We start from the raw sequence: 26,337 nt of genomic DNA on the forward strand, positions 1-26,337 counted from the left end.
GGCAGGACCTCATCGTGAGGGAACCTCCCTTACACGCGAAGGGCTAGTGCCCGGGGTGGCGGGCCTTCCAGTAGGGGTTGTCGTGGGGGAGGCTTCCGCTGACCCGGCCGTACATCCCGAAGGTCATCAGGATCACCCCGACGACAAAGCTGAACAGTACGTTCTGAATGTGGAAGGCGAAGACGTTGTAGTCCGTCCGCAACAGCGCGAGGTTCACATAGCCGCTCAGGACGAACCCGACCCCGATGATCATGTTCAGGGTGGACGCGCGGTTCCCGCCTACGAGCGCACCTGCCAGCAACAGGCCACCGATGACGATGGACACGGTGCTCAGAGCCCCGTTCGTGTTCAGACCGGCGACGGTGTCCCCGCCGGTGGTGAAGAATCCGATCCGGTTCATCAGCCCGAAGACACCGAATGCGATGAGGGAAACGCCGAAAATTCCTGCTCCGGCGCGGTAGACACGGCTGAGCCGGTGATCGACCGGCAGGTGTTCGTCCAGCCTGACCCGCCTGTGCGGTATTCGCTGTCCTGATGTGATGGCCACGATGCGACCCTCCACTCTCGCCCCCGAATTCCCACAAGTGATTCGGAGCAGAATCCGAAAAGGATGGGAACTGGAATCGACGCCATCTTTCCCGCTGGTCAGGTACCTCGGTCTCCGCTGCGGCACCCTCGGGGGCAACGCAGCGACCGAGGTCGAGCCCTCATCCCCTGGTCCGGCAATCGCGGTAGGGCACGATGGCATCGTCGGGCGCCGGGGCGGGCCGCTTTCCCCGCTCCGAAGAGGCGGAAAGTGCGTGTCTCTGTGACTATGAAAAGCGTGACCTGTGGTGGCTGCGCAGCCGTGCGGAAGGCAGTAGCGAGCCGGCTGGTGTGAAAGCGCCACCACGTGGCCCTCCGGCCGTCGCACACTCCATCTGACTCTCGTGGGCCCGCGCCCACCGCGGAGGAGGAATCATCTCGTGAAGACCACTCGTTTGTCGCGCACCGTGATCTCCGGTGCCGCCGCTGTGATTCTGCCGGTCACGCTCGGCGTGGCGGCACCGCAGGCACTCGCGGACACCGCGACCACTCCGACCAATCCCTACGGGCCGGCCTGCGCGTCGGTGCCCAAGGAGGGCTCAGGCAGTCTGTCCGGTATGGCGAAGGATCCGGTGGCCACCGCCGCGTCGAACAACCCGGAGCTCTCGACCCTGACGGCCGCGGTCAAGAAGGCCGGACTGGTCGACACCCTCAACAACGCGAAGAACATCACGGTGTTCGCCCCGTCCAACGAAGCGTTCGCGAAGATCCCGAAGGCGGACCTCGAGAAGCTCCTCGCCGACAAGGCCCAGCTCACCAAGGTGCTGACCTACCACGTCGTGGGCGAGAAGCTGACACAGCAGCAGCTGTACAAGGGCTCGTTCAAGACGCTGGAGGGCGGAACGCTCACCACAGCAGGTTCCGGGGACAGCATCACGGTCAACGACACGTCGAAGATCGTGTGCGGGAGCGTCCCCACAGCCAACGCCACGGTCAACATCGTCGACACCGTCCTCATGCCCCCGAAGTAGACCCCCGGCAGGGCGGTCACCAGGGCGGGTCCAGCACCTGTGCGGTGCTGGACCCGCTCGGGTCGGTCGGACGGCGCATGCGGGTGGCATCCGGATCCGGATGCCCCGCGAGGGACGCGAAAGCATGCGTAGTGGGTTCGAATCAGCGGCATGACGACTTCTCCCCGGCTCGTGGTCCGTCTGCCGCTCGGAGCGTTGAGCGGGCTGCTCGCGGGATTCGCGGCACTCGCGGTCGCTGAGCTGGTCTCCGTCGCCGTCCGCCCGGAGGCCGGACCGATCACGGCGGTCGGCAGGGCAGCGATCGACCGTACACCGACGCCGGTGAAGGAATGGGCGATCCGCCACTTCGGCGAGGACGACAAGCTGGTTCTCCAGTTGGGGATTCTCGCCGCGCTGGCCGCACTGGCTGTCGTGCTGGGCGTGGTGGCGCTCCGGTTTCGGCGGGTCGGCGCGGCGGGGGTGCTGATCTTCGGGGTGGTCGGCGCCGGTGCGGCGGTGACCCGGCCGGATTCCACGGGGCTCACTGACGCGCTCCCTTCGGTGGTGGGCGCTCTGGTCGCAGCGGCGCTGCTCTACTACCTGATCGGTCGGCTGACCGGTTCCCCGCGATCCGGCGCCACCACGGCGGACCCGGGGAGCGGGCCGGGCTGGGACCGGCGAGGGTTCGTCATCGGTACGTCGGCGGCGGCCGCGGGCTCCCTCGGCGTCGGCGCGCTCGGCCGCTATCTCACAGACCATTCGTCGCGGGCCGCGTCGGCGTCCCGCAACGCCGTACGCCTGCCACCACCCGCCTCGCCCGCCGCCCCGATCCCGCCCGGCACACAGCTCCGGATCCCGGGAATCAGCCGCTTCACCACCTCCAACAGGTCGTTCTACCGGGTCGACACAGCTCTGGTGGTGCCCAAGGTGGACGCGGCCACCTGGCGGCTGCGCATCCACGGCAAGGGCGTCACCCGCCCGCTGACCCTCACCTTCGAGGACCTGCTGCGCCGTGAACTGATCGAGCGCGAGATCACGCTGACCTGTGTGTCGAACGAGGTCGGCGGGCCCTACGTCGGAAACGCCCGATGGCTCGGCGTACGACTGGCCGACCTGCTGGCCGAAGCGGGAGTCAGACCACCGTCCGCAGGGGGCCCGGCCGACCAGCTCGTCTCACGCTCCGTGGACGGGATGACGCTGGGCTCCCCGGTCGAGACCGCCATGGACGGGCGTGACGCGATGCTGGCCGTCGGCATGAACGGACAGCCGCTGCCCTTCACCCACGGCTTCCCCGTCCGCATGATCATCCCGGGGCTGTACGGGTACGTCTCGGCCTGCAAGTGGATCGAGGACATCGAACTCACCACCTTCGCCGACTACGACCCGTACTGGGTCAAGCGGACCTGGGCCCGGAAGGCCCCCATCAAGACGGAGTCGCGGATCGACGTTCCCCGACCGCTGTCCCGGTCCAAGGCCGGAACGGTGATGGTCGCCGGGGTGGCCTGGGCCCAGCACCGCGGTATCGACCGAGTCCAGGTACGCGTCGACGACGGCCCCTGGCAGGACGCCGACCTCGCGACCGAGGCCACGATCGACACCTGGCGACAATGGTCCTACCCATGGCAGGCCACCTCTGGCAGCCATACCCTGACCGTCCGCGCCACCGAACGCGGCGGCCGGGTACAGACCGAGAAGCGCACCGGCACCGTCCCCGACGGAGCCAGCGGCTGGCCCTCCGTCGTCGTCACCATCGACTGAACAGCCGGCCCCCCGAGGACAGGCCCTGCCACCGCCCGAGCGAAGCGCGGCCCGACATCATCCCGCCGGAACAGTGCAGGCCAGCAGGGGGCACGCGGCGTTTCTGCTGCCCGGCGTCTCTGAGGCCGATCGCGGCGATGCCCCGCTGATGGCATCGATCGCTCATCGCGGCTCGGACTCTCAGGTCAACCTCGAAGGACTTCCCACGCCGACCACTCAGGAGAAGAACGCCAGGTCGCCCCTGTCGAGGCGGAGCACGGCCAAGTGGTCGGGGTGCCATCGAGGGTTCAGCCGGCGGGCCTCCCTGACGCGCCGCTCCACATCAAGCGGCACGAGCATGAGCTAAGTGACAGACCATGCGCGCGGTTCGGTGACCCAATCCCACTCATCGTGGCAGGTCATCGCGGTGGTTGGTCTCTTCCCGGACATGACCGGCTTGGCCCGGTCGGTCTGCACCCAGCGTCGCCTCCCCTCGTCGCACCAGCGGTACTCAGCCCCCTGACGTGGTTTGACCTGCCCCACACAGTGCGCGGCACGGTGGGCTCCTCCAAGGCGGCTCCCTGCCTGCTTTGTGCAGGTCAAGGGCGGTCCCGACCGTACACCGGCACGCGCCGGACGATGTTTGTCAGGAACATCGCTCCGGTTCACGGAGCATGGCGGCCCGTACGGATCCGGCGCCGCACGCCTCGGATCTCCTCGTCCACCCGGTCCTGAGCCGGGACCGGCAATATACCGATACGCCTGCGCTCGCATACCTGTTCCAAACCGTATGTCGGGATGCTCGACAACTGCCATTCCTGATGAGGGAGATGTCATGGAGTCAGCAATCACGCGAGCCGTCGTTCAGGTGATCGCCAACATGCATCACAACTTCAGAGAAGATCTGACCATCGATGGCATAGCCCAGGCAGCCGGCTTCAGCAGGTTCCACTTGACGAGGGAGTTCACTCACCTGATCGGGGTCTCCCCCAGACGCTTCCTCCGAGCGCTCCGCTTCGAGGAGGCGAAGCGGCTCCTCACCGGATCCCGGCTCAACGTCGCGGAGATCAGCCACGCGGTCGGATACAGCAGCGTCGGGACCTTCAGCACCTGTTTCAAGTCCTGCACGGGCGTCACCCCGTCCGCGTACCGACTGCTCCGCTCGGCCACCCCCCTTGCGGCAACCGGGGGTGGGCTGGGGTCCGTCGCCCGGACGGCGCCGGCACAGCTCCACGGGAGCGTGCAGGCGCCCGCCGGCGACCAGTCCGGAGTGGTCTTCGTAGGCCTCTTCCCCGCCCCCTTCCCTCAGGGGCACCCGGTGCGCTGCACGGTGCTGAACCGCCCAGGAGCATTCACTCTCGACCATGTCCCCACGGGACGTTGGCACGTGCTGGCCCGCTCCGTCATGCACCGTACGGACGACGGGCTTCGGGCCCGTCACACCCCTATGGTGGGCGGTTTCGGACCGATCACCACCTCGGCGAACCACGCGCCGGAACCGGTCGTGATCCGCCTCTCCCGGGAGAACCTGGCCACCCTTCGCCTCATCGCGACGGCCCCTCCGTCCTGAGGCCCTGCTCCCGGAACCGTCCCCGGAAGTACATCAGGGCGTCCTCGGTGGCCCTGTCACCCGCGGACTCCGGATCCAGCCCCGGCGACCGACTCCAGCCGACCACCGCGCCGACGAGGATCGTGTGATCGCCGCCGTCGTAAGTGCGCCACTTCTCGCATTCGAAGCGCGCCAGCGCTCCATCGATGAGGGGCACGGAGGTGGCCGCGCCCGGGGACCAGCCGACCGCGTCGAACTGCTGCGGGCCCACGGGGCGGGAGTCGTCGGCGAAGTGCCGGGCCACCGCCTCCTGTGCGGCACTGAGCACCGAGACTCCGAAGTGCCGTGCCGGGTGGAGAGCCCGGCGCATGACGGCGTCGTTGTGGACGCACACGAGCAGCAGCGGCGGGCGCAGGGAGACCGAGGAGAAGGAGTTCGCCGTCATGCCGCGCGCGAAGGGGCCGCCCACGGTGACCACGGTGACCCCTGTGGCGAACTCGGCGAACGCTCGACGCAGATCCGTCCCGTCCGTCTCCCTCGGTGCGGGCAGCGGGAGGGCGGTCTCGCGGGGGCCGGTCACACGCTCGACCGGGGCCGGGGCGATGGAGCGTAGGCCTCCAGGGCGCGAACCAGAGCCTCGGGTACGGGAGTCGGGACCGTGGCCGTGTTCGGGCCCCGCATGAACGCGACCCGCTGCCTGCCCCGGGCCACCAGCCGCTCCGCCCCCTCGGCGTCGATTCGGACATAGTCGAAGGTGAACTCCAGTTGCGTCTGCCGGAGTTCGGCCAACCTCATTCTGACGGACAGCTCATCGAAGACAGTGATCTCGGCGAAGAACTCGCAGTCGACCTTCAAGGTGAACAGCTTGAGATCTCCGAGGACGTCGGCGAGCACCTCCGGGGCATGAGCTCTGAGGAACAGCTCACGGCACCTCCCCTGCCAGCGGAGGTAGTTGACGTAGTACACATTGCCGACGAGGTTGGTCTCCTCGAAGCCCACGACATGCCGGTACTCGAAGTGGTCCGCCACGAACCTCTCCCTTTCTTCGGAGTGGTGCGGAGCCTGCCGCAGGCCTGCGGCAGGTGCGTCCGGGGCCGGGGCGGCCGTCACGGGCGTGGCTCCGCCGTGACGAGTACCGCTGCCGCTACCGGATCCGGCAGGCCCTTGAGCCGGGTCACCAGAACCGCCACGCGCACGCCGCCCGAGGTGAACACCGTCCAGTCGTCGATGGTGCGCGGTGTCAGCGAAAGCGGGGCGTACGCGGTGAGCCCGGCCTTCTGCAGGCACTCGATGGCGGTCCAGACGACCGTGGCCGCGGTGTCGAAGCCGGCTCCCGTCTCCTTCACGATCGAGGCGGCCAGCGGGGCGTGATCGCCGAGCAGCCCCTCCCATACGGCTGCCGGCCTGGCAACGACGCGTTCGATGTCACAGCCCACGGCGGCCGCGTCAGCCACCGCGCACAGCGTCCAGCCGGCCGCGTGCGAGGCGGACATGACCAGGCCTTCCGCACCGAGCTCCGGCCGGCCGTCCGGCCGATAGGTGACGGCCGCGGGCCCGCCCAGAGCACGACCTGCGGCCCGCGCCGTCAGCGAACGCCGTGCGGCGACTCCCGCCGCTGCCTCGGCCGGTGGGTGCTCCTCGGCCGGTTCCACCGCCAGGGCGACCCGTCGCCCGGTCAGTTCCTCCACGGTCCGCTCCATGTGGGACGCGAGCAGCGGCCCGGACCACGGACCGCTGCGCGCCCTTCGGCGTACCGCTGTCAGGCGCAGCCCCTCCCAGCGTTCCACGACGCGTCCGTCGGGGGCGCGGGCGGCGATGTCGTAGACGTACGTCTGGCCGTCGCGCTCCCGCTCGACCGCCGCGTAGCGAAGCTCCTTCGGGACATCGGCCCCCGCGGCGAGCGGGTACAGCCGGTCGATGCCCGACGGCAGCAAAGTGGCGTCGGGGACGCAGACCTGATTGCCGTGCATCAGCGCGTCCCGCATACCGGGATCGGCCAGCAGCAGCCCGCCCGGGAGGTAGGCGGCGAACCAGTCCGCCGCCTCGTCCACCGACAGCTCCGCGTCCACGTGCCGAGCCGAGACGCGGTGGAAACGGCGCAACCGCCGGAAGCGGTCGCCCTGGAAGAGCACGTCGCCGTACAGGTCCGCCATCGGGTCCAGCGGGACGTCCCCGAGGCCCGGCCCGTCGGGTACGGGAGGACCTTCGGGCACCGGCAGACCGTCGCGTACGGGAGGACCCTCGACCACCGGCAGACCGTCGCGTACGGGAGGACCCTCGACCACCGGCAGACCGTCGGGCACCGGCAGGCCGGAGTACACCAGCCGTGCCCGGAAGTGTTCGGCGACGAATCCGGACTCCTCCGCGTGCAGGACGACCTCCACCGTGTCGGCGGCCGTGACGGTGGCGGCGATCCGCACCCGGGCCGAGCCGTCGGGGGGCACCACGACGGGGCGGAGGAAGCGGACGTCCTCCAGCACGGGGACGCTGTCGCGCCCGGTGACCGCGGCGGCCACTTGGCACATCGCCTCCATCCCGATCACCGCGGGGAGCAGCAGGTTTCCGTCGAGCAGGTGGTCGGCGAGGTACGGGTCGGTGCCGACGTTCAGCTCCGCCTCGGTGACCAGTTCGACCCCGTGGTAGTGGACCAGCGGGGCGACGGTGAACCGGTGCAGGGGAAGCGGTGGCCGCTCGCGGCGCAGCGTGTCCATCTCACCCGTGCGCCCGGTGACGACGGTGACCGGCGGGGCGTCGGGATCGGCGATCAGACGCAGCAGTACCTCGACGCCCTGGTCCGGCGAGATCGGTGCGATGCCCTCGCGGGCCAGGGACTCGACGACGGACAGCTTCTCGCCCATGCCGACACCGGACCACACGGACCATTCCAGACACCGCACACGGCAGTGCGGAGAGTCGGCGGCGAACCGCTGGGCGAGGTCGGCGAGCCGTTCGTTGGCCGTGGCGTAGTGCGCTTCGCCGCGCAGTCCGGTGCGTCCGATCACGCTGCCGAAGCAGACCAGCAGCTTGAGGGCGCTCCGGTCGACCGCGGCGAGGACGGCCCGCAGGCCGTCGACCTTCGGTGCGAGGGTGCGCTCGAAGTCCTCCTCGGTGAGGTCGGTGAGCGCGGCGGGTTCGTTCCGTCCGGCACCGTGCAGCACCGCGGTGACGGGCCCGAGTTCGGCGGTCAGCTCGGCGACCGCCGCGCGCACCCGCTCGGGGTCGGTGACGTCCGCGCGGGCGTAGCGCACCCGGAGGCCCAGGTCGGCCATCCTCCGCAGGTTCACGGACAGGACCTCGTCGCCGGTCGGGTCGGAGCGGCCCACGATCGCCACGGCGGCCCCGCTGCGGCCGGCCACCGCGAGCGCGCACTCCGCGGTGATTCCCTTGCCGCCCCCGGTGACCAGGAGGACGTCGGTGGAGTCCAGCAGTTCGTCGGTGCGCTCACCGCGCACCGGCAGCACCCGCAGCACGGGCACCCGGCGGACTCCTTCGACGTCGTAACCCACCTCCGCGAACCGGGTGGTCGCCGACACCTCGGCCACGATCCGGTCCACGACGCCCTCGGCCGCCGGGGTGTCCACGACGGTGGTCCGCACGTGCGGAGCCTCCAGGTGGAGGGATTTCGCGAGACCGGCCGCACCCAGGCCTTCCTGCACCAGAACGAACCGCTGCCCGGCACCGCCCGCGAGAGCGCGCCGTGCACCCTCCAGTGCCACGGCCAGCCGGTCGGGGGGACACCGTGGAGGCAGGCACACCAGAACGCCGGGCCCCACTCGGGCGCCGCGCAGGGCGCTCCGCAGCTCCTCGGCGTACGGGTGCGCCGGCGGGGCGAACACCTCCCAGTCGCCTTCGGACTCCTCCGCTCGGACCGCTGCGAGCGGCACCTCGTCCAGGTCCACGGCGAAGGCCCGGACCCAGGGGGCGGCGCCCAGCACGGCCGGTACCGGCCCGGCACCGCCGTCCGGGCCGATGCCGGCCAACGCCTCCAGGGCCTCGCCGAGTTCGGCCAGGGTGGCGGTGGCGAAGTTGGCGGGGGCATGGGCGGTGGCGAGGCCGAGGCGGGTGGCCGCCTGGTTGACGATCTGCCCCACGGTGATGGAGCTCATGTGCAGGTCGTCCAGCAGGCTGCTGTCGTCCCGCACCAGATCCACGGGGAGTTCGGCCCGCTCGGCCACCAGGGTGCGCAGCACCTCGACGGCGGACTGCTCCTCGTCGCCCACGGATTCGGCGGCGCTGTCCGGTTGCGGCCCGGTGCCGGTCGCGTACGGCTCCGCGTCGACGGTGGGCCCGGCTCCGGCCACGGGCCGCTCCCCCGCGGGCGGCACGGCCGGCAGCCCGTCGGGCGCGACGCTCTCGCAGGGGTTCGCCAGGAAGTGGAACTCGGCGTCGAGGTCGAGGGGCCGGGTGAGCCGGTCGACGAACAGGCGCTCGTGCATCACCGGAGCACCGACCACGTACGCGGCTCCGGCGACCCGGAGCAGACCGCGCAGCGACGACTCGTCCGTGTCCAGCGCGACGGAAGGAACGCCGGTCGCACCGGTGGCCAGGGAGCTCAGCACGCTGCCCGGTCCGACCTCCACGAACAGGTCGACCCCCGCGGCCGCCTGCTGGACCGCCCGGGTGAAGAGCACCGGCTCGGTGATCTGCCGGTGCAGCAGCTTCCGGAGGTCGGTGTCATCGGCCAGTTCCTGCCCGGTCACGGTGGACAGCACCCGGCCCCGCACCGGCCCGAACCGGACGTCGTCCAGCCAGGTCCCGAAGACGTCGGCGGCCGGTGCCACCAGCGGGGAGTGGAAGGCGTGGGACACCGCGAGCGGCGTACAGCCGACGTCCTGCGCCGTGGCCCGCTCCGCCACGGCGGCCACGGCGTCGGCCGTTCCGGCGACGACGGTCCGCTCGGGGCCGTTGTATCCGGCGATGACCACGTCGAGGCCGTACGTCAGTGCCTTCACGCGTTCGGGGGCTGCCGCGAGGGACGCCATGGTGCCGGGCTCGCCGTGCGTGGCCATGGCCTCGCCCCGTACCCGGGCCGTCTCCGACAGCAGCGCTTCGTCCAGGGCTCCCGCCCAGTGCAGCGCGACGAGTTCGCCCAGGCTGTGCCCGACCGCCGCCTCGGCCTCCACCCCCAGCCAGTCGAGCACGCGCAGTCCGGCGGTGGCGGCGGCGACGATCCGCGGCTGCGCCACCTCGGTGGCCACCGGATCCCCGGTGGCGGGCAGCCCGGCCCGGTCGTAGACCTCGGCGGCCTGGGCGAAGCGCCGGCGGAGTGCGCCGCCGTCGGTACCGCGGCCGGAGCCCTGGCCGGGGAAGAGGAAGCCGATGCGTGCTGCCTCGTCTCGCACGCACCCGATGAAGGCGCGGTCGTCGACGGCGACGAGACCGGCCGAGTCCTGATCCTGGTCCTGGTCCGGGTCTTGGTCCAACGCGTCGATCAACTGCCGCAACCGGCGTTCCGCGTCGTCCGGAGACGTGACCACCGCGGCCGCCCGCCACGGCAGTTCCCGCAGATCACGTTGGAGGGTGTGGGCCAGGTCGGCGAGCTGGGCGTAGGAGAGCCTGGGTGCGAGGTCGGCTGTCTTCGTCAGGCGCTCGCGCAGTTCGGCGGAAGACTCGCCGTCCAGGAGGAGCAGTTCGCAGTCCTGGAGCGAGCCGGCGAGTGTGAGGTGGCGTCGATGCGGCGCCCGGTGGCGCGGAGGCGTCTCCTTGTCGATGACGACATGGGTGTTGATGCCTCCGAAACCCATCGCGGTGACCCCGGCGCGCAGCGGCATGTCCTGGGGCCAGGACTCCGCGGTGCGCAGCGCGCGCAGGCCCGCTCCGGGTCCGGTGAGCAGTTCGTGCGGCTCCCGGCAGCCGATGGTGGGGGGCAGCAGGCGCGCGTCCACCGCCATCACGGCCTTGATCAGTCCGGCGACCCCGGCGGCGGCCTTGGTGTGGCCGATCATCGCCTTGGCGGAGGTGATCACGGCGGCCGGTGCGCCGGGGGCGGCCTCCGCGCGGGCGGCGGTGAGCGCGCCGAGTTCGTTGGCGTCGCCCACCGGGGTGCCGGTGCCGTGCCCCTCGAAGAGAGGCACGGTTTCGATGCCGAACCCGGCCCGTTCGTAGGCACGGGCCAGGGCCAGTCGGTAGCCGCCCGATTCGGGGCGGGTGATGCTCCCCTGCCCGTCCGACGAGACACCCCAGCCGGCGATCGTCGCGTACCGGCGCAGGCCGGCCGCGCGGGCGTCCTCCTCACGCATCAGCACGACCATGCCGCAGCCCTCGCCGGGCCAGAACCCGTTGGATCCCCGGTCGTACACGCGCATCTCGGACCGGGCGAGGGCGCCGGTCTTGGCGAAGCCCACGATCTCGAACGGGTCGATGGACAGGTCGACACCGCCGGCGACCGCGACGTCGAGGTCCCCGCTCAGCAGGGATCCGGCGGCGGAGGTGACCGAGAGGAGCGAGGAGGAGCACGCGCCGTCCACGGTGTAGCCGCCGCCGCCCAGTCCGAAGTGGTTGCAGATACGGCCGGCGATGGTGTTCGACAGGGCTCCGGCGAGCGAGTCCTCGTCGATCGCGGGGAACGGCCGCTTGTAGGTCTTCTCGACACCGTCGAGGAACACGGCGAGCCGGTCGTCGTCCCAGCCCTGGCCCCGCAGGGCCTCCGCGAGCACACGGCGTACGTAGGGCCACCGCAGGCGCATTCCGCTCGCCCGCGTGAACTCCCCCGTGAGGGTGTTGCCGACGACGACCCCGGTCCGCGCTCGCGGCAGTCCCCCGCCCTCGGGGAACCCGGCATCCGCCAGCGCCCGGCCGGCGGTCTCCAGGGCGAGCCAGTGGGTGAGGTCCGTCGAACGGTAGGTACTGCCGGTGACGCGGTGCGCCACGCGGTCGAAGGCGTAGCCCTCCAGCACCGCGGCCGTACGCGCGTAGAACCGGTCGGGAGCGGCCGGATCCGGATCCCAGTAGTCGTCCAGGCGCATGCGTACGTCGGGGATGCGGCGGAAGGCGCGCCGGCCGGCCACCGCGTTCTCCCACAGCTCGCGGGGCGACGCGGCGTCCGGGAAGCGGCAGGCCATGCCGACGATGGATACCCGGGTCATGCCGCCACCGCCGCCTTCCCGGTCTCCGACGGAACGCCCCGGGCCTCGACGGTCCGCGCGGGGGCGGGGGTCGCCGTCCCGGTCTGCTCGGTGCGCAGGTGGACCAGCCAGAGGTAGCCGCCGCGGACCAGGCAGACCACGGCGGTGGCGAAGAAGAGGCCGTACGCGATGCCCAGACCGGTCATGATCCCGTAGGTCACGGCGACGCCGCCGCCGAAGGCGACCTGGGCGACCGGCCGCGACGGAGTGGTGCCGGGGTCCGTGACCATGTAGTTGGTGAACAGGACGAAGGCCACCCCGGTCATCATGCCGAGGGCCGGCGGGATCGCCGTGTCGAAGAGCACGCCCCGCAGCACGGCCTGGAGCACGAAGACCACCAGCCAGCCGCCGATCAGCCACATGCGGCCGGTGAGCTTCGCGTTGAGCAGGGTCCCCAGGGCGACGATCACCGCGGGGATGATCCAGTCGACCGCGCCGTCGGTGTACTCGGTGAACTGGTACGGGGGCGCGATGCTGGCCCAGGGGAACAGCAGCAGCACCACCGCGATGCCGAAGTTCGACGGGTTCATGAAGTGCCGCGGCTTTCCCCGGACCGGGGCGCGCAGGACCCACTTGGCGGAGACCGCGATGACGACCCCGAGGACCATCACCCACAGCCGGTCGTTCACGTAGAGCAGCATGTTGACGGCGAGCGCGGTGATGTGGCTGGGGTACAGGAACTCCAGGACCCCCTTCGTCCCGCCGCCGGCGTAGCGCGGCCGGCGCTCCTCGACCCGGGCTCCGATGAACTCCAGGACCGTTTCGACGCAGTAGGCGACGGCGACCGCGATGAAGGGCCACAGCCAGGGCTGTTCGAAGCCGAGCACGGTGTAGCCGGCGATGTTGAGCACAGTGATCGAGATGGCGAACCGACGCAGCGCGGTCACGATCTTCGGGTCGTGCCGTGGGGGTGTGGTGGGTGCCTCGGTCATCGCGGTCACTTCTCCTTGACGTCGGACGCAAGCTGGAGGTCGTGCCGGCCGGGGGCCAGCCGCAGGTCCTTCTCGTGGACCGCGCCGGAGCGGTCGCGCCACTTCAGGCGCACCGGCAGGGGGGTGCCGCTCTGCTCGCCGAGGCCGATGTGCACCTCATGGCTGCGCTTGCCGGAATGTCCGCCGCCGCCGTCGACGCGGCTGACGCGCCGGGTACCGTCGGGCAGGGTCACGGTCACCTGGGCGTCGACGACCGGGGATCCGGAGGGGTGGGTCAGCTTCAGTCCGAGGAAGTCGCCGGCGGGCGGGCTCTCGTTCAGGTAGAAGCCGGGTTCGCCCCACTGCCGTGCCACCGCCAGGTCGAGCCTGCCGTCGCCGTTGGAGTCCCCGACGGCGATGCCGCGGGTGGGGATGGGCACAGCCAGGCCGAGGCGGTCCGACAGGTTCGCGTAGTCGCCGTCCGGTGTTCTGGCGAAGAACCGCATGGTCTGGTCTCCGGCCAGGTCGTCGCCCTTCCTGACATGGGGCCACCAGCCGGGGTGGGCGACCAGGCCGTCGTTGGCGGTGGCCAGTTCCTGCAGTTGGGCCCAGCGGTTGTGCCGGCCCTTGACGAAGCCGGTGGCCTGGGTGATCTCCAGTTGGCTGTCGTTGTCGAAGTCGCCCATCTTCACGTCCCAGCCCCAGCCCGACCAGGCGAGGTTGAGCGGGCCGCTGCGGTCCACGTACGGCGCCTCGCCCCGGCTCATGCGGGCGCGCACGTCGTCCGTGTCGTCGGCGGTGCTCATGAACGAGAAGTTGCTCTCCTGAAGACCGAAGGACGTGGTGATGTTGGAGACGAACATGTCGTACAGCCCGTCCTGGTTCAGGTCCCCGAAGTCGATCCCCATGCCCTTGAAGGAACTGGCGCCGACCCGTTTGGACTTGGGCACCATCGGGTTGTGCGCGCCCTTCACCTCGGCGAACTCGATGCGGCCGGGCTCGGACCGGTTGTGCAGCAGGCGTGACGTGCCGAAGTCGTGGGCGACGTACAGCTCGGGCAGGTGGTCGCCGTCCAGGTCGGTGGCGGCCGCACCCAGCGTCCAGCCGATCCGCATGTCCCGGGGCATGACGTCCTCGGCCTGGACGAAGCCGTCCGGGGTCCACCGCAGGATGTGGTCCTCACCGCCGTTGAGGGCGTTGGACAGCGAGTCGTTCATGACCACGCCGCCTCGGACGGTGGGGTCGAGGACGGGGCTGTCGGGGAAGTAGTTGCCGATGAAGACGTCCTCGTGGCCGTCCCCGTCGAAGTCGGCGATGGTCGCCGCGTTGCTGTGCCAGCGGGGCCCGGTGTACCGCGTCGCGCCGACGTCGGCGACCAGTTCGACGGGTTCGAAGAAGGCAGCGCTCATGGCGTTCTGCTCGGGACGGGCCTGGAAGATGACAGGCGTACGGCCCCAGTAGTAGACGAGCAGGTCGCTGCGACCGTCCTCGTTGAAGTCACCGGCGACGCAGCCCATCGGCGCCATCACGTCGTCCATGGGGAGCGGGGAGGGGTCGAGGACGAACGGCGCGTACCGGTCGCCGCGTTCGTCAGGTGCGGGGGTGACCACGACCTGGTCGATCCGGGGGTCGGTCACGCAGAGGTCGTTGGAGAACCCGTCGCCGTCGACGTCGTTCATGGCGACGGCGGCACCCACCGAGGAGATCCACGCCTCGATGTGCTTGTACGCCTTGTTGACCTCGCGGATCTCCTGGTGGTCGTAGCCCGCGGGCATGGCGATGGTCCTGGGAGTGAAGGCGAAGGAGCTCGCCAGCTCGCCCGTCTGCGCCGAGGACGGTGTCACCGGGCGGACGAGGACGTAGGTCACCACCATCATCAGGACGGCGACGATTCCGGGAAGTCTGAGATAGAGGCGGGATCGCACGGTGGACACGTGGCTAGCTCCTTCCCTCGGAAACGAGTGCTCCGGCTATGTGCTGACGCCATGTCTCGTACGCGGGTGTGTCCACCCGGTCGGACGCGCCCGGTCGCAGTTCCCGGCAGACGCCAGCCGCCTCGTGCGGCGTCATTCCGCACAGCACCTCGGTGGCGAGCTGGGTGTGCGGCACCGTCAGCCCGGCCTGCTCGCGGGCCTCCGCGGCGAACGCCGACCCCTGGAGGAGCTGCGGCCGGTACGCGCCGGCGCTGTCCCGCAGGCGCAGCAGTTCGTCCGCGCCGGCGCCGCCCGCATAGGTCGCGGCCAGTCCGACCCCGCTGTACAGGTCGCCGCGCCGGGCCGGCGGGAAGGCGTCGACGAGTCTCCGGACGGCGTCGACGTCGGTGCCGCCGACGAACCACAGGGCCCGGCCGATGCCCTGGTCCACCGCGCGTTGCGCGTAGGAGGCCTGGTGCCGCGGCCAGGGCAGCTTCTGCTCGCGGTGCTGCCCGTGGACATAGCGCGCGGTCCGGAAGTAGGCCTGATGGAAGCCGTATCCGTCCAGAATCAGCCACCTCAGGAGCGGATCCGTCTTCTCGACGGCGGGGTGCAGCATCCGCGGCAGACGTGCCATGGCCCAGCCGATGCCGACGTAGGCCATGTAGGTGTGCGCGCCCCCTCGTCCGGCGAGCAGACCGCTGAGGCGCTGCCCCTTGCTGCCGGGCAGCGCGTCCATGATGGAGCACGCCATGGCCGCTCCCTCGTAGGCGAATCCCCGGAACTCCCGGGGAATCGCTTCCAGTCGGGGTTCCGCGGCCCGCGAGTCCGGCGCTTCGACGATCCGCCCGTAGCCTTCGAGGAAGCTTCGGCCCACGGTTTCCAGCAGTTGCTGGGACGCCGGGTTCTTTTTCCGGAATCCTCGTACGTCCAGACTGGTGCTGGACAGTGCGGGGGTCAATATTCTGCGCCGGAGCGCACGTAATCCAGCCGTCACTGTGCGGTACCCCCTCGTTTGGGTGCCTACAAGCCGGTGCGGAAAACCATGCCGAATGTACCCGGCGCTTCCGGCCCGCTGTCCACTCGAAAAGTGCGCTCCCTTTTCCTGGTGCCGTGCGCCGGCTCATGGAGCGCGGTTTCGGAGCCCGGTCGGGCGCACGAATGCACGCCGTGCCGCCAGGCGGCCGAACGCTGCGGCCGACCCTCTTCCGGTAGGGTTCGCTCTGCTGGTAAAGCACGACGAAGGCGAGGCCCGGGAATGGACAGTCCGGCGATTGTGACGCGGGAAGAATGGTTAGCGGCTCGGAAGGAACTGCTGGCACGGGAGAAGCAGTTCGACCGGGAACGGGACGCGCTCAGTGCCCAGCGCCGCGCCCTGCCGATGGTCGAGATCACCGAGCCGTACGTCTTCGAAGGGCCGGGCGGCTCGGCCTCCCTCCTCGATCTGTTCGAAGGCCGCGATCAACTCGTCGTCTACCACTTCATGCTGGCGCCCGACTGGGACGCCGGCTGTACCGGCTGTTCACTCCTTGCCGACAACATCGGCCACTTGGCGCATCTGCACGCGGCCGGGACATCCTTCGCCGCGGTCTCGCGCGCGCCTCTCGCGAACATCACGAAATTCCGCGAGCGCATGGGGTGGAATTTCCCTTGGTTCTCCTCCCACGGAACGTCGTTCAACTACGACTTCCACGTCACGATGGATGAATCCGTCGCACCCGTACTTTTCAACTTCCGGACGAAGGATGAACTGCGGGACGCCGGAATCGGTTCCTGGGCCCTGACCGGCGAGCAGCACGGCCTGAGCGTCTTCCTCCGCGAGGACGACCGCGTCTTCCACACGTACTCGACGTACTCGCGCGGCACCGACCTGCTCAACGGCACCTTCAACTACCTGGACCTGACCCCCCTCGGGCGCCAGGAGGAGGCCGGGATCATGAACTGGGTCCGTCACCACGACGACTACGGCGACCGGACCACCGAGGACGGCTGCGGACACTGCGAGTCCTGACACCGCCGGTGCCGGGGACGCGGGTGGGAGGATCCTTAACGGTCCCACCCGCGCCCCGGGGTCATCGGCCCGGACGCAGGCGCAGGAGCTGTCCGTTCGCCTCGCCGAGCGAGGTCGTCCGGTTGGTCAGGTAGATGTCGCCGTTCGGAGCGACGGTGACCCCGCCGGGGTGCTCCAGCCCTTCGCGTGCCAGCACCGTACGGCGTCCGTCCCTCTCGACGCGTACGAGTCGCCCGGTGCGGTCCGGCGAGTCGAAGCCCTTCTCCGCCAGTTCGAGCACCAGCATCCGCCCCTGGCGGTCGAAGGCCAGGTCGATGATCCCGGTGAACCCGCTCGTGACGACGGCCGGTTTCCGGCCCGGCGCCATGCGCCAGATCCGCGCCTTGCCCAGCTGGGTCGGCTCGCCGCTGTACTCACTGATGTAGAAGGCGCCGTCGGGCCCCTTCGCGATGGCCGACGGCACGGACTCCAGCGGTCGGCCGTCGACGATCTGGTCGGGCATCAGAGCCACCATGCGGACCGATCCGCCATCGGTGACCGACAGGATGCTGTTGCCGCCCGCCTCGGCCACCAGGGTCCCGCCCGGGACCCTGACGATGCCGTACGCGTTGGCGTTGACGTCCGCGCGGTGCGGGTTGTGGCGCTGCTCGAACGCGAGGAGGTCCCCGACCGGGTGGAGCCGGCCCTTCCGGTCGATGGTGCCGGTCTGCGCGAGTCCCCGCGCGGGCGGGCCCAGCCCGTCGCGTGTGGCCATCTCGCCGCCCATGCCGAAGACGACGGAGATCCGCCCGTGGCTCGCGTCGACGTCGTGCAGTCCCAGCACACTGAACTCGTTGATCACCGAGGGGAGACCGGTGGCGATGCGCTCCACCGCGCGCTTCTTCCCCGGTGTGTACGAGGTGATGGCCCCGGTCGCGCCGAAGCAGGCGGGATAACCGCCCACGCCGGGCGCGCACGGAGCGGGGCCGCCCCGGCCCGCCTCGGTGACCAGGACGCGCCCGGCGTGGGCGTCCCAGGTGAGGCCGCGCGGGGTCACCAGGTTCTCGGCGACCACGTCGAGCCTTCCGCCGGCCCCGGCCTGGGAGGCGGTGCCGGTCATCAGACCGCAGAACAGGGCGGTGGCGAGCGTGGCGGTGCACAAACGGCGCAGCATCTTCAGCCCCCTGGGCGTCATCGTGGTATGGAGCCGGTCGTGCGGCGGGCGCTCCAGGACTCCCGCCGGGTGGCGTCGGTCGCGTCTCGGTCGGTGTAGTTGTCCGAGACCGCGATGTCGGTGAAGCCGGTGGCGCGCAGCGCGTTTTGGACCTCGTCACGGGTGAAGTGGCGTTGCGCGTGCTGCTCGACGGATCTCCGGAACAGCTCTCCTTCGGGCACGAAGAGCGATACGAGATATTCGTACGCGGGTGTGTCCGGCTCGTGCCGGGTGTTCCAGATGTAGGCGAAGTCGCCGAAGTCCTCGCCGAACTCTCCGAGGGCCGCGATCTCCTCGAAGGTGCGCCGGGTACTCAGATCGAACACCAGCACCCCGCCGGGCCGGAGCGCCTGGGCGAGTTGGCGCAGCGTGGTGGCCAGGGCGTCCTCACCCGTCAGGTAGTTCGCCCCGTCGAAGCAGACGAGAGCCGCGTCGAAAGGACCCAGTTCCGCGAGCCGTTCATCGGGCACCGCGAAGCAGAACAGTTCGGTGCCGGGTGTGGTGCGGGCACGGGCGATGTCCAGCATCGAGTCGGAGGCGTCGACGCCGGTCACCTCGTAGCCGTGGTCCTGGAGGGCCCTCATCGTCATACCGGTACCGCAGGCGACGTCGAGGACGGTCCGCACTTCGAGACCGCTCTCGGCGAATCGTTTCCCCGCGAAGCTGAGCCACTGGTCGTAGGGGATGCGGTCCGCGGCCATCCACCGGTCGTAGACCCGCGCGAGGGCGCTGTACGGTGCCTCGTATCCGTGGTCGCCCTCCGGGCCGGCGCTCACCGGACGTCCCACGGGCCGGCCTGCGCCAGGTACCGCCGACCGGAGACCTCCGGGGACGATGTCCCGGCCAGCCACTCCCAGAACGGCAGCGTCACCTCCGGGGTCGGCACGCCCGACAGATCGAAGCCCGGCTCCGCCTCGGCGTACCCGCGGGTGCGGATGCCGCCCGGGTCGACCGAGGTGACTCCCACACCGGTGTCGGCGAGTTCCGCCGCGATGATGCGCGAGGCCTGGTCGAGGGCGGCCTTGCTGGCCCCGTAGATGCCCGCGCAGGGGAACACGTCCACGGCCGCTTCGCTGGACAGGTTGACCACCAGTCCGCCGGTCTCCCGCAGCAGCGGCAGGGCGAGCTGCGCCAGTGCCACGGGAGCCACCACATTGGTGCGGAGCACCTGCTCGAAGACGTCCACCGGGTGGTCGAGCAGCGGTCTGATCGGGCTGACCCCCATCTGGGAGGCGTTGTTCACGAGCCAGTCGAGGCGTCCGAGCGAGCCGGCCTCGGCGATCAGCCGCTCCCGGTGCGCGGCCTCCCCCACGTCCCCCGCCACCGCGACGACGGCTGTGCCCCGGTCGGTGAGTCGCTTGGCGACCGCCGTCAGGTCGGACTCGGTGCGGGCGGTGAGCACCAACCGCCAGCCGGCGCCGCCGAGGTACTCGGCGACGGTCTCGCCGAGCCCCGTGCTGGCGCCGGTGACCAGAGCGACGCGCGATGGTGTGCGGGGGTCTGTCATGGACATCAGCTCCTGTGTCGGCGGGGGCGGTGCCCGCTCAGGTGGACAGGCGGATTCCGTGTTCGGCGTAGCAGCGGACGAGCGTGAGGGCCTCTCCCCATCCGGGAGCGCACTCCCCGTACCGCGCGAGACCGGCCGCGTTCTGCGGCAGGCCCGTCTCCACCACCGTGAGCCAGGTGCCGTCGGGGTGCTCGGCGATGGTGAAGGTGACCAGCGAGGGCGGAGTTCCCCAGGTGATCGCGAAGCGTTCGTTCGGCACGCACTCCATGACCACACCGTCGTCGGTGGTATCGCTGCCGTCGTCGGTCCACCCGCGCCAGACCAGGTGCACCGGGCTGCCCACGGCCGGACCGAAGGTCGAGCCGTTGGTGAACCACTTGTCCCAGCCGGTGCCGCTGGACAGCAGGTCGAACACGGCTTCGGGGGCCGCGCGGACCAGCGTCGAATGCAGGATGTCGGGAACCTGAACGGCTTCCTGGGGGTTGCCGCTCTCGTCCGTGGTGCTCATGTCGTGCTCTCTCCTTGCTCTGTTTCTGTTCTGCGGGCTCAGTCGGCGGATGCCGCCGCGTAGACGGGCATCAGTTCCATCCAGCGCGCGTCGGAGTCCGCCACGCCGGGGGTTCCGGCGAGGTGTGCTTCCAGGTTGTCGGTGTACATGTGCCAGCCGGCCGCGTAGTCGACCGGGTCCGCCTCGGGGCCGAACCCCACGTGCTCCAGGAGCAGTCGGGTACCGCCGTCGTCGGTGGGTGTCAGGTCGAGCCGCAGCTCGGACTCGGTCTCGCCGGTGTAGCGCCAGGTCACCCGCAGCCGGGTGGACGGCTCCCAGGTGAGAACCCGGCAGACGATGGTGTCGCCGTGCGCGCCGCGGCCCTCGAGTACGTACTCCACGTCAGGCCCCGGTATGCCCTGGAGAACCGGACCGAACCAGTGGGGCAGCCGGTCCGGTTCGGTCCAGGCCCGCCACACCTCGTCGGGCGTCGCCGGGAGGATCCGGTCCAGCGTCGCCGTGCGTGCCGTACGCGATGCCGTTCCGAGGGCGCTGAGCGATCCGCTCATCATGAACTCCGCTTCTGTACGTGGGCCGGGAGGGGTGAAGTGGTGCGGCGGGACGCGGCGGAGCCGGTCAGGTCTGGGCGGTGAGCGTGGAGTCCCCCGACTCGGCGGGCGCGGCCGCCCGGTCGGCCTCCGCGATCGGGCGGCTCAGGGCGAGCACACCGACCCCGACGCCCGCGGCCACGACGAGCACCATGGCGGTGTTGAGGGAGGTGGCGTCGGAGAGCCAGCCGTAGGCGGTCGGCGTCGCGATGAACGCGGCGTACGCGGGCACCATCATGGCCGCGGCGACGATGTTGACGCGGCTCGGTGCCACCCGGGCCGCGGCGCTGAGGCAGGTGGGCTGTACGCCGGCGATGGCGATGCCCATGAGGAGGAAGGCGAAGACGGAGAGCCACAGGTCGAATGCGGCCATCAGCAGTCCCCCGGACAGGGCGGTCCCCACGGCCGAGATCAGGAAGGACCTGCGGATGCCCAGGGCGGCCACCAGCCACGCGTTGATCATGCGGCCGATCATCATCGTGAGGCTGAAGAGGGCGAAGGCCGCGCCACCGTAGACGATGGGGGCGTCGAGGAGCTGGTCGACGTAGATCACCGACCAGACCTGCACGATGCTCTCGACCGCGATGCCGAGCACGGTCATCACGAAGACCACGCGGAACAGCGGGTTGCGCATCAGCTTGAAGAGGCCGACGTCGCCCTCGGCCTCCGCGGCGTCCGATGCCTCCTCCGGCTCGTCCTGGTTCACCGGCGGGTACATGATGACGAAGGAGGCGACGAGCACCGGCGCCATGATCACGGCGAACAGCACGGCGACCCAGCGGTAGTCCATGCCCATGCTGATCAGGGCTCCGGCGCCGAGGGCGCTGATGACCGTACCGCCGCTGTTGATCGCGTACATCATGTTCATCACTTCGCGGCCGCCGCGCGCCTGGATCTCCATGAACACGCTGTTGGTGGCGGTGTCGACCAGCGCGGACCCGAGGCCGGCGAGGACGAAGGCGATCAGCAGACCCACGAAGTGGTCGCTCACCGCCAGCATCACGAGCAGCCCGATGAGGGCGAGTTGGCCGTAGATGCCGATCCAGCGGTGGTCCAGGTAGCGGTAGATCTGTTTGGCGGCGAGCAGCGTCACCAGCCCGACGACGGGCAGCAGCAGGTGCGCGGTGCCGAAGAACCCGTCGCTCAGGTCGAGGGAGCGGATGACCTCCGCCCAGGCGACCGTCATCACGCCGATGGCGATGCCGAACATGAAGAACTGGGTGCCGGACAACCAGGTGACGGCCCTCAAGTTCCACGAGGGTTCGGCTAACGCCGCGTCGGACCCGTCCTGGTGTTCTGTCGTCACGCTGTCTCCTGGTGTGCCGGATGCCAATGCCTGTGCGGAGTCCGCCGGTACCTGGCGTGCTCCTCGGTGTTCATGAGCTCGAATACCGTGCTCATCTCGCTGCGGAGAATTCTCGAGATATCGACTGTTTCCACGAGCTTGTCGTAGAGCTCCGCCAACTCGGGGTCGGCGTCGACCTTCGGCATGACCTCGTCGTAGTGCGCCCGGTCGTGGAAGTAGGTGAGTTCGGCGTAGACCACCTCGTCGGGCGCCACGTCGACGCCGGAGGCGATGTCCGAGCAGCCGTATTTCGCCTCGGGGTCACTCACCTCCATCACGGTGCCGCCGATGGCGCCGTGCCGCCGGAAGACTTCTACGGCGTCGTGGACGACAGTGCGGAAATCCTCTTCGCGCGACCTGGGAACCCTGTGCAGGAACCAGATGAGATACACGAAATCCACCACCCAGCGAGATCTGAGCCCGGTGAACAAGGGCCTGTGAATCGAACTGTCCGGCAGGAGACTATACGAATACGTAGTGAGTGGCAAGGATCACGTCGGGCACCGCGGGACCCTCACGGCTATGCGTCCACCGCCCGGCCCGCAGTCGAACGCGCATGCCACCGCCACATGCCCCCGTCAGGTGGGGGCGACCGGATGCCGCCGCCCCGGCACACCGGCGGCGCGGTGCGGGCACGACGTCCGGCGCCCCAGACAGCCATCCGTGAACCGCCTTACCCAGCAGGGATGATGGGACCGGGGACGCTCTCGGATCCGACGCGGAGACGGAGGCGCCCTTCCCGCCGCGCGGCGACTCGGCGCCCCCGCCGTATCCGCCCGTTCGGCCCCGCCACGGCGGACGTCCCGCGGCCTCGGTGGGCCGGCCCTCACCCCACCCACCTGCTTCTTCCCACTCCCTTGCACAGAGCACGAATGTTACTATCGAGAACGAGAGTGAAGGAGGCCGCCGTGAAACGAGACTACGGACAGTTCTGCGGTCTGGCCGCCGGGCTGGACATCATCGGTGAGCGGTGGACCCTCCTCATCGTGCGGGAGTTGCTGATCGGCCCCGCCCGCTTCAAGGGCCTGCTGGAGAACCTCCCCGGGATCGGCCCCAATCTGCTCACCGACCGGCTGCGGATGCTCGGCGACCACGGCCTGGTGGAGCAGGCGTCCGTGGCCGACGACGGGCGCGCCCGTCTCTACCGGCTCACCGCCTCCGGGCAGGAGCTGCGGGAGCCTGTCCTCGCGCTCGCGCGCTGGGGCCTGAACTTCCTCGACGCGTCGGACGCCGACGGGGCGACCCGCGCCGAGTGGGGCTTCCTCGCCGTGCAGGCGATGATCGTCGACGACGCCGTTCCCCAGGTGGACGAGGTCTACGAGTTCAGGGTCGGCGAGCAGACCTTCCAGATCCTGGTGCGCGACGGCCGGGTCTCCTTCGAGCGGGGCGCGGTGGCCGAGCCCTCGCTGACCATCGAGTGCGACGCCGGTACGTTCGTCCGGGTGGGCGCTCGGATGCTGTCCCCGTTCCAGGCGCTCGCCACCGGGGACGTCCGGATCAAGGGCGAGCCGGATGCCGTGCTCCGCTGCACCTTGATGCTCGGCCTGGACTGACCTCCCGGACGCCCCGGCGCCGGGACCGGCCCCTGCCGGCGGTCCGACGTCCCGGCCGGGCCACGACGCAACGGTGCACCCCCACCTCGCGTGGGGGTGCACCGTCAGGTCACACCACAGGTCACTCGGCGGCCAGCTCGGCACCGCCCTGGACCACGTCGATCTTGCCGTCGGGACGGCCGTGGCACTTGATCGAGTTGAGCGTGTAGCGGCCCGCGCCGGTGTAGTCGCCCGTCTTGCCGCGGAACGTGCCGTACAGCTTGGCGTTGGTCATCGGGCCCGCGATCGGGTCCGTCGGGTTCGACAGCTGCACGTCGCCGGCGCCGACGGTGCCACGGTCGAAGGTGCGGTCCAGGTTGACCGCGGCCCAGCCGTAGTACCGGCCGCGCACGCTCTCCACGAAGGGCATGTCGGCCTCGCGCAGACGCTGCGCACGCGGACCGTCGCCCTGGATGGCCACGTCGCCCTTGCGGGCGAGCGAGGTGAGCGCGATACGGCCGAGCGACACGGGCACCTCGACCATCTCACCCTTGCCGACGAAGCCGCTCGGGTAGAACGGACGCAGCGTCTCGGAGAGGTAGTTGTGCTCCAGGTTGTTCCCGTCGTACTCGACGCTCAGACCGCGGAACGGGAAGATCTCGTAGTGGCACGAGCCGTCCTCGTTCAGCCCCTTGAGCTCCTTCTCGACCGTGAGGTCGGTCCGGATCGTCTCGACGTTGGTGCTCGCGAGCACACGGCCGAGGATGGAGTCGAACCACAGCGGCGAGAGCACCGCGCGGACCGCGCCGACACCGGGCGTCATGATGACGACCCGGCCGCCGATGATGAGCGGCACCGTCTGATCGAAGTAGCCGGTCTCCTCGACCTCGGCCTCGTTGTACACCCGCTGCTGCTTGACGCCGGTGATGTCGCCGGTGAGCACGCGCGCCCAGTCGGCCACCTCGGGGTCGTCGTCCGTGGCGTACTTCTCGAAGACGCCCAGAGCCCGCGGACCGGCCGAACGCAGGGCCAGCCACAGCGCGCCCGAGCGGACCAGGCGGTCCTTCTCCGTGGCGATGGTCTCGGCGATGAACGCCAGGCTCTCCTCCGGGTTGCGGTCGGCGAACTCCCACAGTGCGCGCTCGCGCTCCAGGGGGCTCTCGTGCCCTTCCGTGACCTCCCGGAGCTCGCTGTCGCTACGGGTGTCGTACGGCAGGAACTTCTCGGTGATCGGCCGGGCGAAGTCCAGGTACTCCGCAGGGTCGTTGTACCGGGCGGCCGGCGGCGGCGTCAGGGCCACCAGGCCTTCCTGCATCCGGGATTCGATCGATTGGGTCATGTTTCCTCCGCAGTTAGGTAGTGCACCCCATGCGAGGTAGTTATATGAAAACTAAGTAACCTTGACCTGTCAAGGACGGTGTATCCCCGGATCACTTGGCCGATACTAGGAGTCGTAGATCATCAACTTAAGGAACGTGTGGCCATATGGAACGAGCTGAACGTCCTGATCTGCCCTCCGTGACCACCGCCGCGGCCCTGCTGCGTCTCGGCCACATCCTGTCGACCGTCTCCGTCGGCACCGCCCGCCACCTGGCACGACACTCCTTGCGGCGGCTGAGGGGACGGCCCACCACCCCGGCGGACTGGCCCGAGGAGCTCTCCCGGATCGTCGAACGGCTGGGCCCGGCCTTCATCAAGTTCGCCCAGATCGCCAGCACCCGCGAGGACGTCCTGCCGCCCCGCGCCTGCGCGGCGCTGGGACGCCTCCACGACAACGTCGAACCCATGCGGGCCCGGGACGTCCACCGGGCGCTGGCGGCACACCTCGGCCCCGGGAGAGCCCAGCTGCTCACGGACTTCCGGCCCGAGCCCCTGGGCTCGGGAAGCATCGCCTGCGTCTACCCGGCCCGGCTGAGCGACGGGACCCAGGTGGCGGTCAAGCTCCGCCGTCCCGGTCTCACCGACACGGTCCGCCGCGACGTCGCCATCCTCAGCACCGCCTTCGCGCTCGCGGGACGGCTCCCTGGGCTGCGCGGAGCCCCGCTCTCCGACATGGCGCGCGCCGTCGGGGCGAGCGTGCTGCGCCAACTCGATCTCGCCGCCGAGGCGCGCAACCTCGCCCTGCTCCGCGACGACCTCTCCACCCTGGAGTTCGTGGCCGTCCCCGCGCCCGTGACCGCGCTGTGCGGAGAGGCCTGCGTGGTCATGGACTTCGTGCCCGGGGTACGCGAGCACGTCGAGGTGGCCCAGTTGAGCCAGGAGCGCCGCCGGGCGCTCGCCGACCAGACGCTGCGGGCCGTCTTCGAGATGCTGTTCTGCACGGGCCTGGTCCACTGCGACCTGCACCCCGGCAACCTGCGGCTGACCCGCACGGGATCCGTGGTCGTCCTGGACGCCGGATTCGTCTACCGCGTCCCCGAGGTCGTACGGGAGAATCTGGCCCTGTTCTTCCTCAACCTCGGGTTCCGTAACGGTCCCCGGTGCGCCGAAGCGGTCCTGGCCAGCGCCGGACAGGTCGACCGGCGCAGCGACACCGCCGCGTTCACCGCGGACATGACGCGCCTCGTCGACCGGTACGGCGGCAGCACCGCACGCGACTTCGACCTGATCGCCTTCTCCACCGAACTGTTCGCCAGTCAACGGCGCAACGGCATCTACGCCTCGTCGGAGTTCGTGTTCCCCCTTCTCGCGCTCCTCATGGTGGAGCAGACGGTCCGCCGCCTCGACCCGGATGTGGACTTCCAGGCCATCGCCCGCCCCATCGTGTTCCGCGCCGCGTCGGGCCGCCCCGCCGGCGAGCGCCGCCGACGGCTGGAGAGCGTGGACTGAGCGTCGGCCCACGGGCCGGCGGGGCTCCGGTGGCCGTCGCCACCCGGCGTTCCGGGT

At 70.3% G+C, this 26,337-nt stretch carries 21 protein-coding genes; 6 read left to right on the top strand and 15 right to left on the bottom strand.

The genetic code is table 11. The features are described from left to right. Positions 1 to 43 precede the first annotated feature (43 nt). Positions 44 to 562 (bottom strand): DUF4383 domain-containing protein, encoded by a 519-nt coding sequence (locus ACFWRT_RS00635; protein ID WP_380948823.1) that lies wholly within the window; start codon positions 560 to 562, stop codon positions 44 to 46. Positions 563 to 965: 403 nt separating this feature from the next. Here ACFWRT_RS00635 and ACFWRT_RS00640 point away from each other — a divergent pair, with 403 nt between their 5' ends. The 3 genes from ACFWRT_RS00640 (at position 966) to ACFWRT_RS00650 (ending at position 4,842) form a co-directional block, all read left to right on the top strand. Next, a complete protein-coding gene (locus ACFWRT_RS00640; RefSeq protein ID WP_380948824.1) occupies positions 966 to 1,556 on the top strand; it encodes a fasciclin domain-containing protein in 591 nt (196 codons plus the stop codon). A gap of 150 nt (positions 1,557 to 1,706) precedes the next feature. Beyond that, positions 1,707 to 3,293, top strand: coding sequence for a molybdopterin-dependent oxidoreductase (locus tag ACFWRT_RS00645; RefSeq protein WP_380948825.1), 1,587 nt, complete (start codon positions 1,707 to 1,709; stop codon positions 3,291 to 3,293). 814 nt (positions 3,294 to 4,107) lie between these two features. Next, complete coding sequence (locus ACFWRT_RS00650) at positions 4,108 to 4,842, top strand: helix-turn-helix domain-containing protein (RefSeq protein WP_380948826.1); 735 nt, start codon at positions 4,108 to 4,110, stop codon at positions 4,840 to 4,842. Here the strand turns inward: ACFWRT_RS00650 and ACFWRT_RS00655 are convergent. The 6 genes from ACFWRT_RS00655 to ACFWRT_RS00680 form a co-directional block, all read right to left on the bottom strand. Then, the gene (locus ACFWRT_RS00655; RefSeq protein WP_380948827.1) at positions 4,817 to 5,401 is read right to left on the bottom strand and encodes a flavin reductase family protein; all 585 of its coding nucleotides are present in this window, start codon (positions 5,399 to 5,401) and stop codon (positions 4,817 to 4,819) included. The genes ACFWRT_RS00650 and ACFWRT_RS00655 overlap by 26 nt on opposite strands. After that, on the bottom strand, positions 5,398 to 5,850 hold the full coding sequence (locus tag ACFWRT_RS00660; RefSeq protein WP_380948828.1) for an acyl-CoA thioesterase: 453 nt from the start codon (positions 5,848 to 5,850) through the stop codon (positions 5,398 to 5,400). The genes ACFWRT_RS00655 and ACFWRT_RS00660 overlap by 4 nt, the downstream gene beginning before the upstream one ends. Positions 5,851 to 5,927: 77 nt before the next feature. Continuing rightward, complete coding sequence (locus ACFWRT_RS00665; RefSeq protein ID WP_380948829.1) at positions 5,928 to 11,906, bottom strand: type I polyketide synthase; 5,979 nt, start codon at positions 11,904 to 11,906, stop codon at positions 5,928 to 5,930. Next, the gene (locus tag ACFWRT_RS00670) at positions 11,903 to 12,877 is read right to left on the bottom strand and encodes an enediyne biosynthesis protein (protein ID WP_380948830.1); all 975 of its coding nucleotides are present in this window, start codon (positions 12,875 to 12,877) and stop codon (positions 11,903 to 11,905) included. The genes ACFWRT_RS00665 and ACFWRT_RS00670 overlap by 4 nt, the downstream gene beginning before the upstream one ends. 5 nt (positions 12,878 to 12,882) lie before the next feature. Continuing rightward, complete coding sequence (locus tag ACFWRT_RS00675; protein ID WP_380949008.1) at positions 12,883 to 14,730, bottom strand: CRTAC1 family protein; 1,848 nt, start codon at positions 14,728 to 14,730, stop codon at positions 12,883 to 12,885. 64 nt (positions 14,731 to 14,794) lie between these two features. After that, a complete protein-coding gene (locus ACFWRT_RS00680; protein WP_380948831.1) occupies positions 14,795 to 15,766 on the bottom strand; it encodes a DUF1702 family protein in 972 nt (323 codons plus the stop codon). A gap of 261 nt (positions 15,767 to 16,027) precedes the next feature. Between ACFWRT_RS00680 and ACFWRT_RS00685 the strand changes: the two genes are divergently transcribed. Next, entirely contained in the window at positions 16,028 to 16,780 is a 753-nt protein-coding gene (locus ACFWRT_RS00685) for a DUF899 domain-containing protein (protein WP_380948832.1), read from the top strand. Positions 16,781 to 16,841: 61 nt separating this feature from the next. Here ACFWRT_RS00685 and ACFWRT_RS00690 read toward each other — a convergent pair whose 3' ends face one another. From ACFWRT_RS00690 to ACFWRT_RS00720, 7 genes are all read right to left on the bottom strand, one after another. Continuing rightward, on the bottom strand, positions 16,842 to 17,933 hold the full coding sequence (locus ACFWRT_RS00690; RefSeq protein WP_380948833.1) for a ScyD/ScyE family protein: 1,092 nt from the start codon (positions 17,931 to 17,933) through the stop codon (positions 16,842 to 16,844). Positions 17,934 to 17,950: 17 nt separating this feature from the next. Further along, positions 17,951 to 18,748, bottom strand: coding sequence for a class I SAM-dependent DNA methyltransferase (locus ACFWRT_RS00695; RefSeq protein ID WP_380948834.1), 798 nt, complete (start codon positions 18,746 to 18,748; stop codon positions 17,951 to 17,953). After that, positions 18,745 to 19,479, bottom strand: a complete 735-nt coding sequence (locus ACFWRT_RS00700; RefSeq protein ID WP_380948835.1) for an SDR family NAD(P)-dependent oxidoreductase — start codon at positions 19,477 to 19,479, stop codon at positions 18,745 to 18,747. The genes ACFWRT_RS00695 and ACFWRT_RS00700 overlap by 4 nt, the downstream gene beginning before the upstream one ends. Before the next feature lie 37 nt (positions 19,480 to 19,516). Further along, positions 19,517 to 19,987: an SRPBCC family protein gene (locus ACFWRT_RS00705; protein WP_380948836.1), complete on the bottom strand. Its 471-nt coding sequence runs from the start codon at positions 19,985 to 19,987 to the stop codon at positions 19,517 to 19,519. Between the two features lie 38 nt (positions 19,988 to 20,025). After that, positions 20,026 to 20,535, bottom strand: coding sequence for an SRPBCC domain-containing protein (locus ACFWRT_RS00710; RefSeq protein ID WP_381121201.1), 510 nt, complete (start codon positions 20,533 to 20,535; stop codon positions 20,026 to 20,028). Positions 20,536 to 20,602: 67 nt separating this feature from the next. Next, positions 20,603 to 21,880, bottom strand: coding sequence for an MFS transporter (locus tag ACFWRT_RS00715; protein ID WP_380948838.1), 1,278 nt, complete (start codon positions 21,878 to 21,880; stop codon positions 20,603 to 20,605). After that, positions 21,877 to 22,323: a DUF1428 family protein gene (locus ACFWRT_RS00720; protein ID WP_380948839.1), complete on the bottom strand. Its 447-nt coding sequence runs from the start codon at positions 22,321 to 22,323 to the stop codon at positions 21,877 to 21,879. Before ACFWRT_RS00720 ends, ACFWRT_RS00715 begins: the two co-directional genes overlap by 4 nt. A 504-nt stretch (positions 22,324 to 22,827) precedes the next feature. Here ACFWRT_RS00720 and ACFWRT_RS00725 point away from each other — a divergent pair. After that, the gene (locus ACFWRT_RS00725) at positions 22,828 to 23,472 is read left to right on the top strand and encodes a winged helix-turn-helix transcriptional regulator (RefSeq protein WP_380948840.1); all 645 of its coding nucleotides are present in this window, start codon (positions 22,828 to 22,830) and stop codon (positions 23,470 to 23,472) included. A 121-nt stretch (positions 23,473 to 23,593) separates the two neighbouring features. On the opposite strand, the gene ACFWRT_RS00730 is transcribed toward ACFWRT_RS00725, so the two are convergent. Beyond that, positions 23,594 to 24,790: a HEAT repeat domain-containing protein gene (locus tag ACFWRT_RS00730; protein WP_228991985.1), complete on the bottom strand. Its 1,197-nt coding sequence runs from the start codon at positions 24,788 to 24,790 to the stop codon at positions 23,594 to 23,596. A 146-nt stretch (positions 24,791 to 24,936) separates the two neighbouring features. Between ACFWRT_RS00730 and ACFWRT_RS00735 the strand changes: the two genes are divergently transcribed. Then, complete coding sequence (locus tag ACFWRT_RS00735) at positions 24,937 to 26,280, top strand: ABC1 kinase family protein (protein ID WP_380948841.1); 1,344 nt, start codon at positions 24,937 to 24,939, stop codon at positions 26,278 to 26,280. Positions 26,281 to 26,337: the final 57 nt, after the last annotated feature.

It is taken from the genome of Streptomyces cyaneofuscatus, from assembly GCF_042718795.1.
Classification (GTDB): Bacteria; Actinomycetota; Actinomycetes; order Streptomycetales; family Streptomycetaceae; genus Streptomyces; species Streptomyces cyaneofuscatus_A.

Bases quoted from the DNA above. Each gene is read 5' to 3' on its own strand.
- ACFWRT_RS00645 (WP_380948825.1), top strand. From the start codon at position 1,707: ATGACGACTTCTCCCCGGCTCGTGGTCCGTCTGCCGCTCGGAGCGTTG.
- ACFWRT_RS00650 (WP_380948826.1), top strand. From the start codon at position 4,108: ATGGAGTCAGCAATCACGCGAGCCGTCGTTCAGGTGATCGCCAACATG.
- ACFWRT_RS00665 (WP_380948829.1), bottom strand. From the start codon at position 11,906: ATGACCCGGGTATCCATCGTCGGCATGGCCTGCCGCTTCCCGGACGCC.
- ACFWRT_RS00670 (WP_380948830.1), bottom strand. From the start codon at position 12,877: ATGACCGAGGCACCCACCACACCCCCACGGCACGACCCGAAGATCGTG.
- ACFWRT_RS00675 (WP_380949008.1), bottom strand. From the start codon at position 14,730: ATGGTGGTGACCTACGTCCTCGTCCGCCCGGTGACACCGTCCTCGGCG.
- ACFWRT_RS00685 (WP_380948832.1), top strand. From the start codon at position 16,028: ATGGACAGTCCGGCGATTGTGACGCGGGAAGAATGGTTAGCGGCTCGG.
- ACFWRT_RS00690 (WP_380948833.1), bottom strand. From the start codon at position 17,933: ATGCTGCGCCGTTTGTGCACCGCCACGCTCGCCACCGCCCTGTTCTGC.
- ACFWRT_RS00700 (WP_380948835.1), bottom strand. From the start codon at position 19,479: ATGACAGACCCCCGCACACCATCGCGCGTCGCTCTGGTCACCGGCGCC.
- ACFWRT_RS00705 (WP_380948836.1), bottom strand. From the start codon at position 19,987: ATGAGCACCACGGACGAGAGCGGCAACCCCCAGGAAGCCGTTCAGGTT.
- ACFWRT_RS00710 (WP_381121201.1), bottom strand. From the start codon at position 20,535: ATGAGCGGATCGCTCAGCGCCCTCGGAACGGCATCGCGTACGGCACGC.
- ACFWRT_RS00730 (WP_228991985.1), bottom strand. From the start codon at position 24,790: ATGACCCAATCGATCGAATCCCGGATGCAGGAAGGCCTGGTGGCCCTG.
- ACFWRT_RS00735 (WP_380948841.1), top strand. From the start codon at position 24,937: ATGGAACGAGCTGAACGTCCTGATCTGCCCTCCGTGACCACCGCCGCG.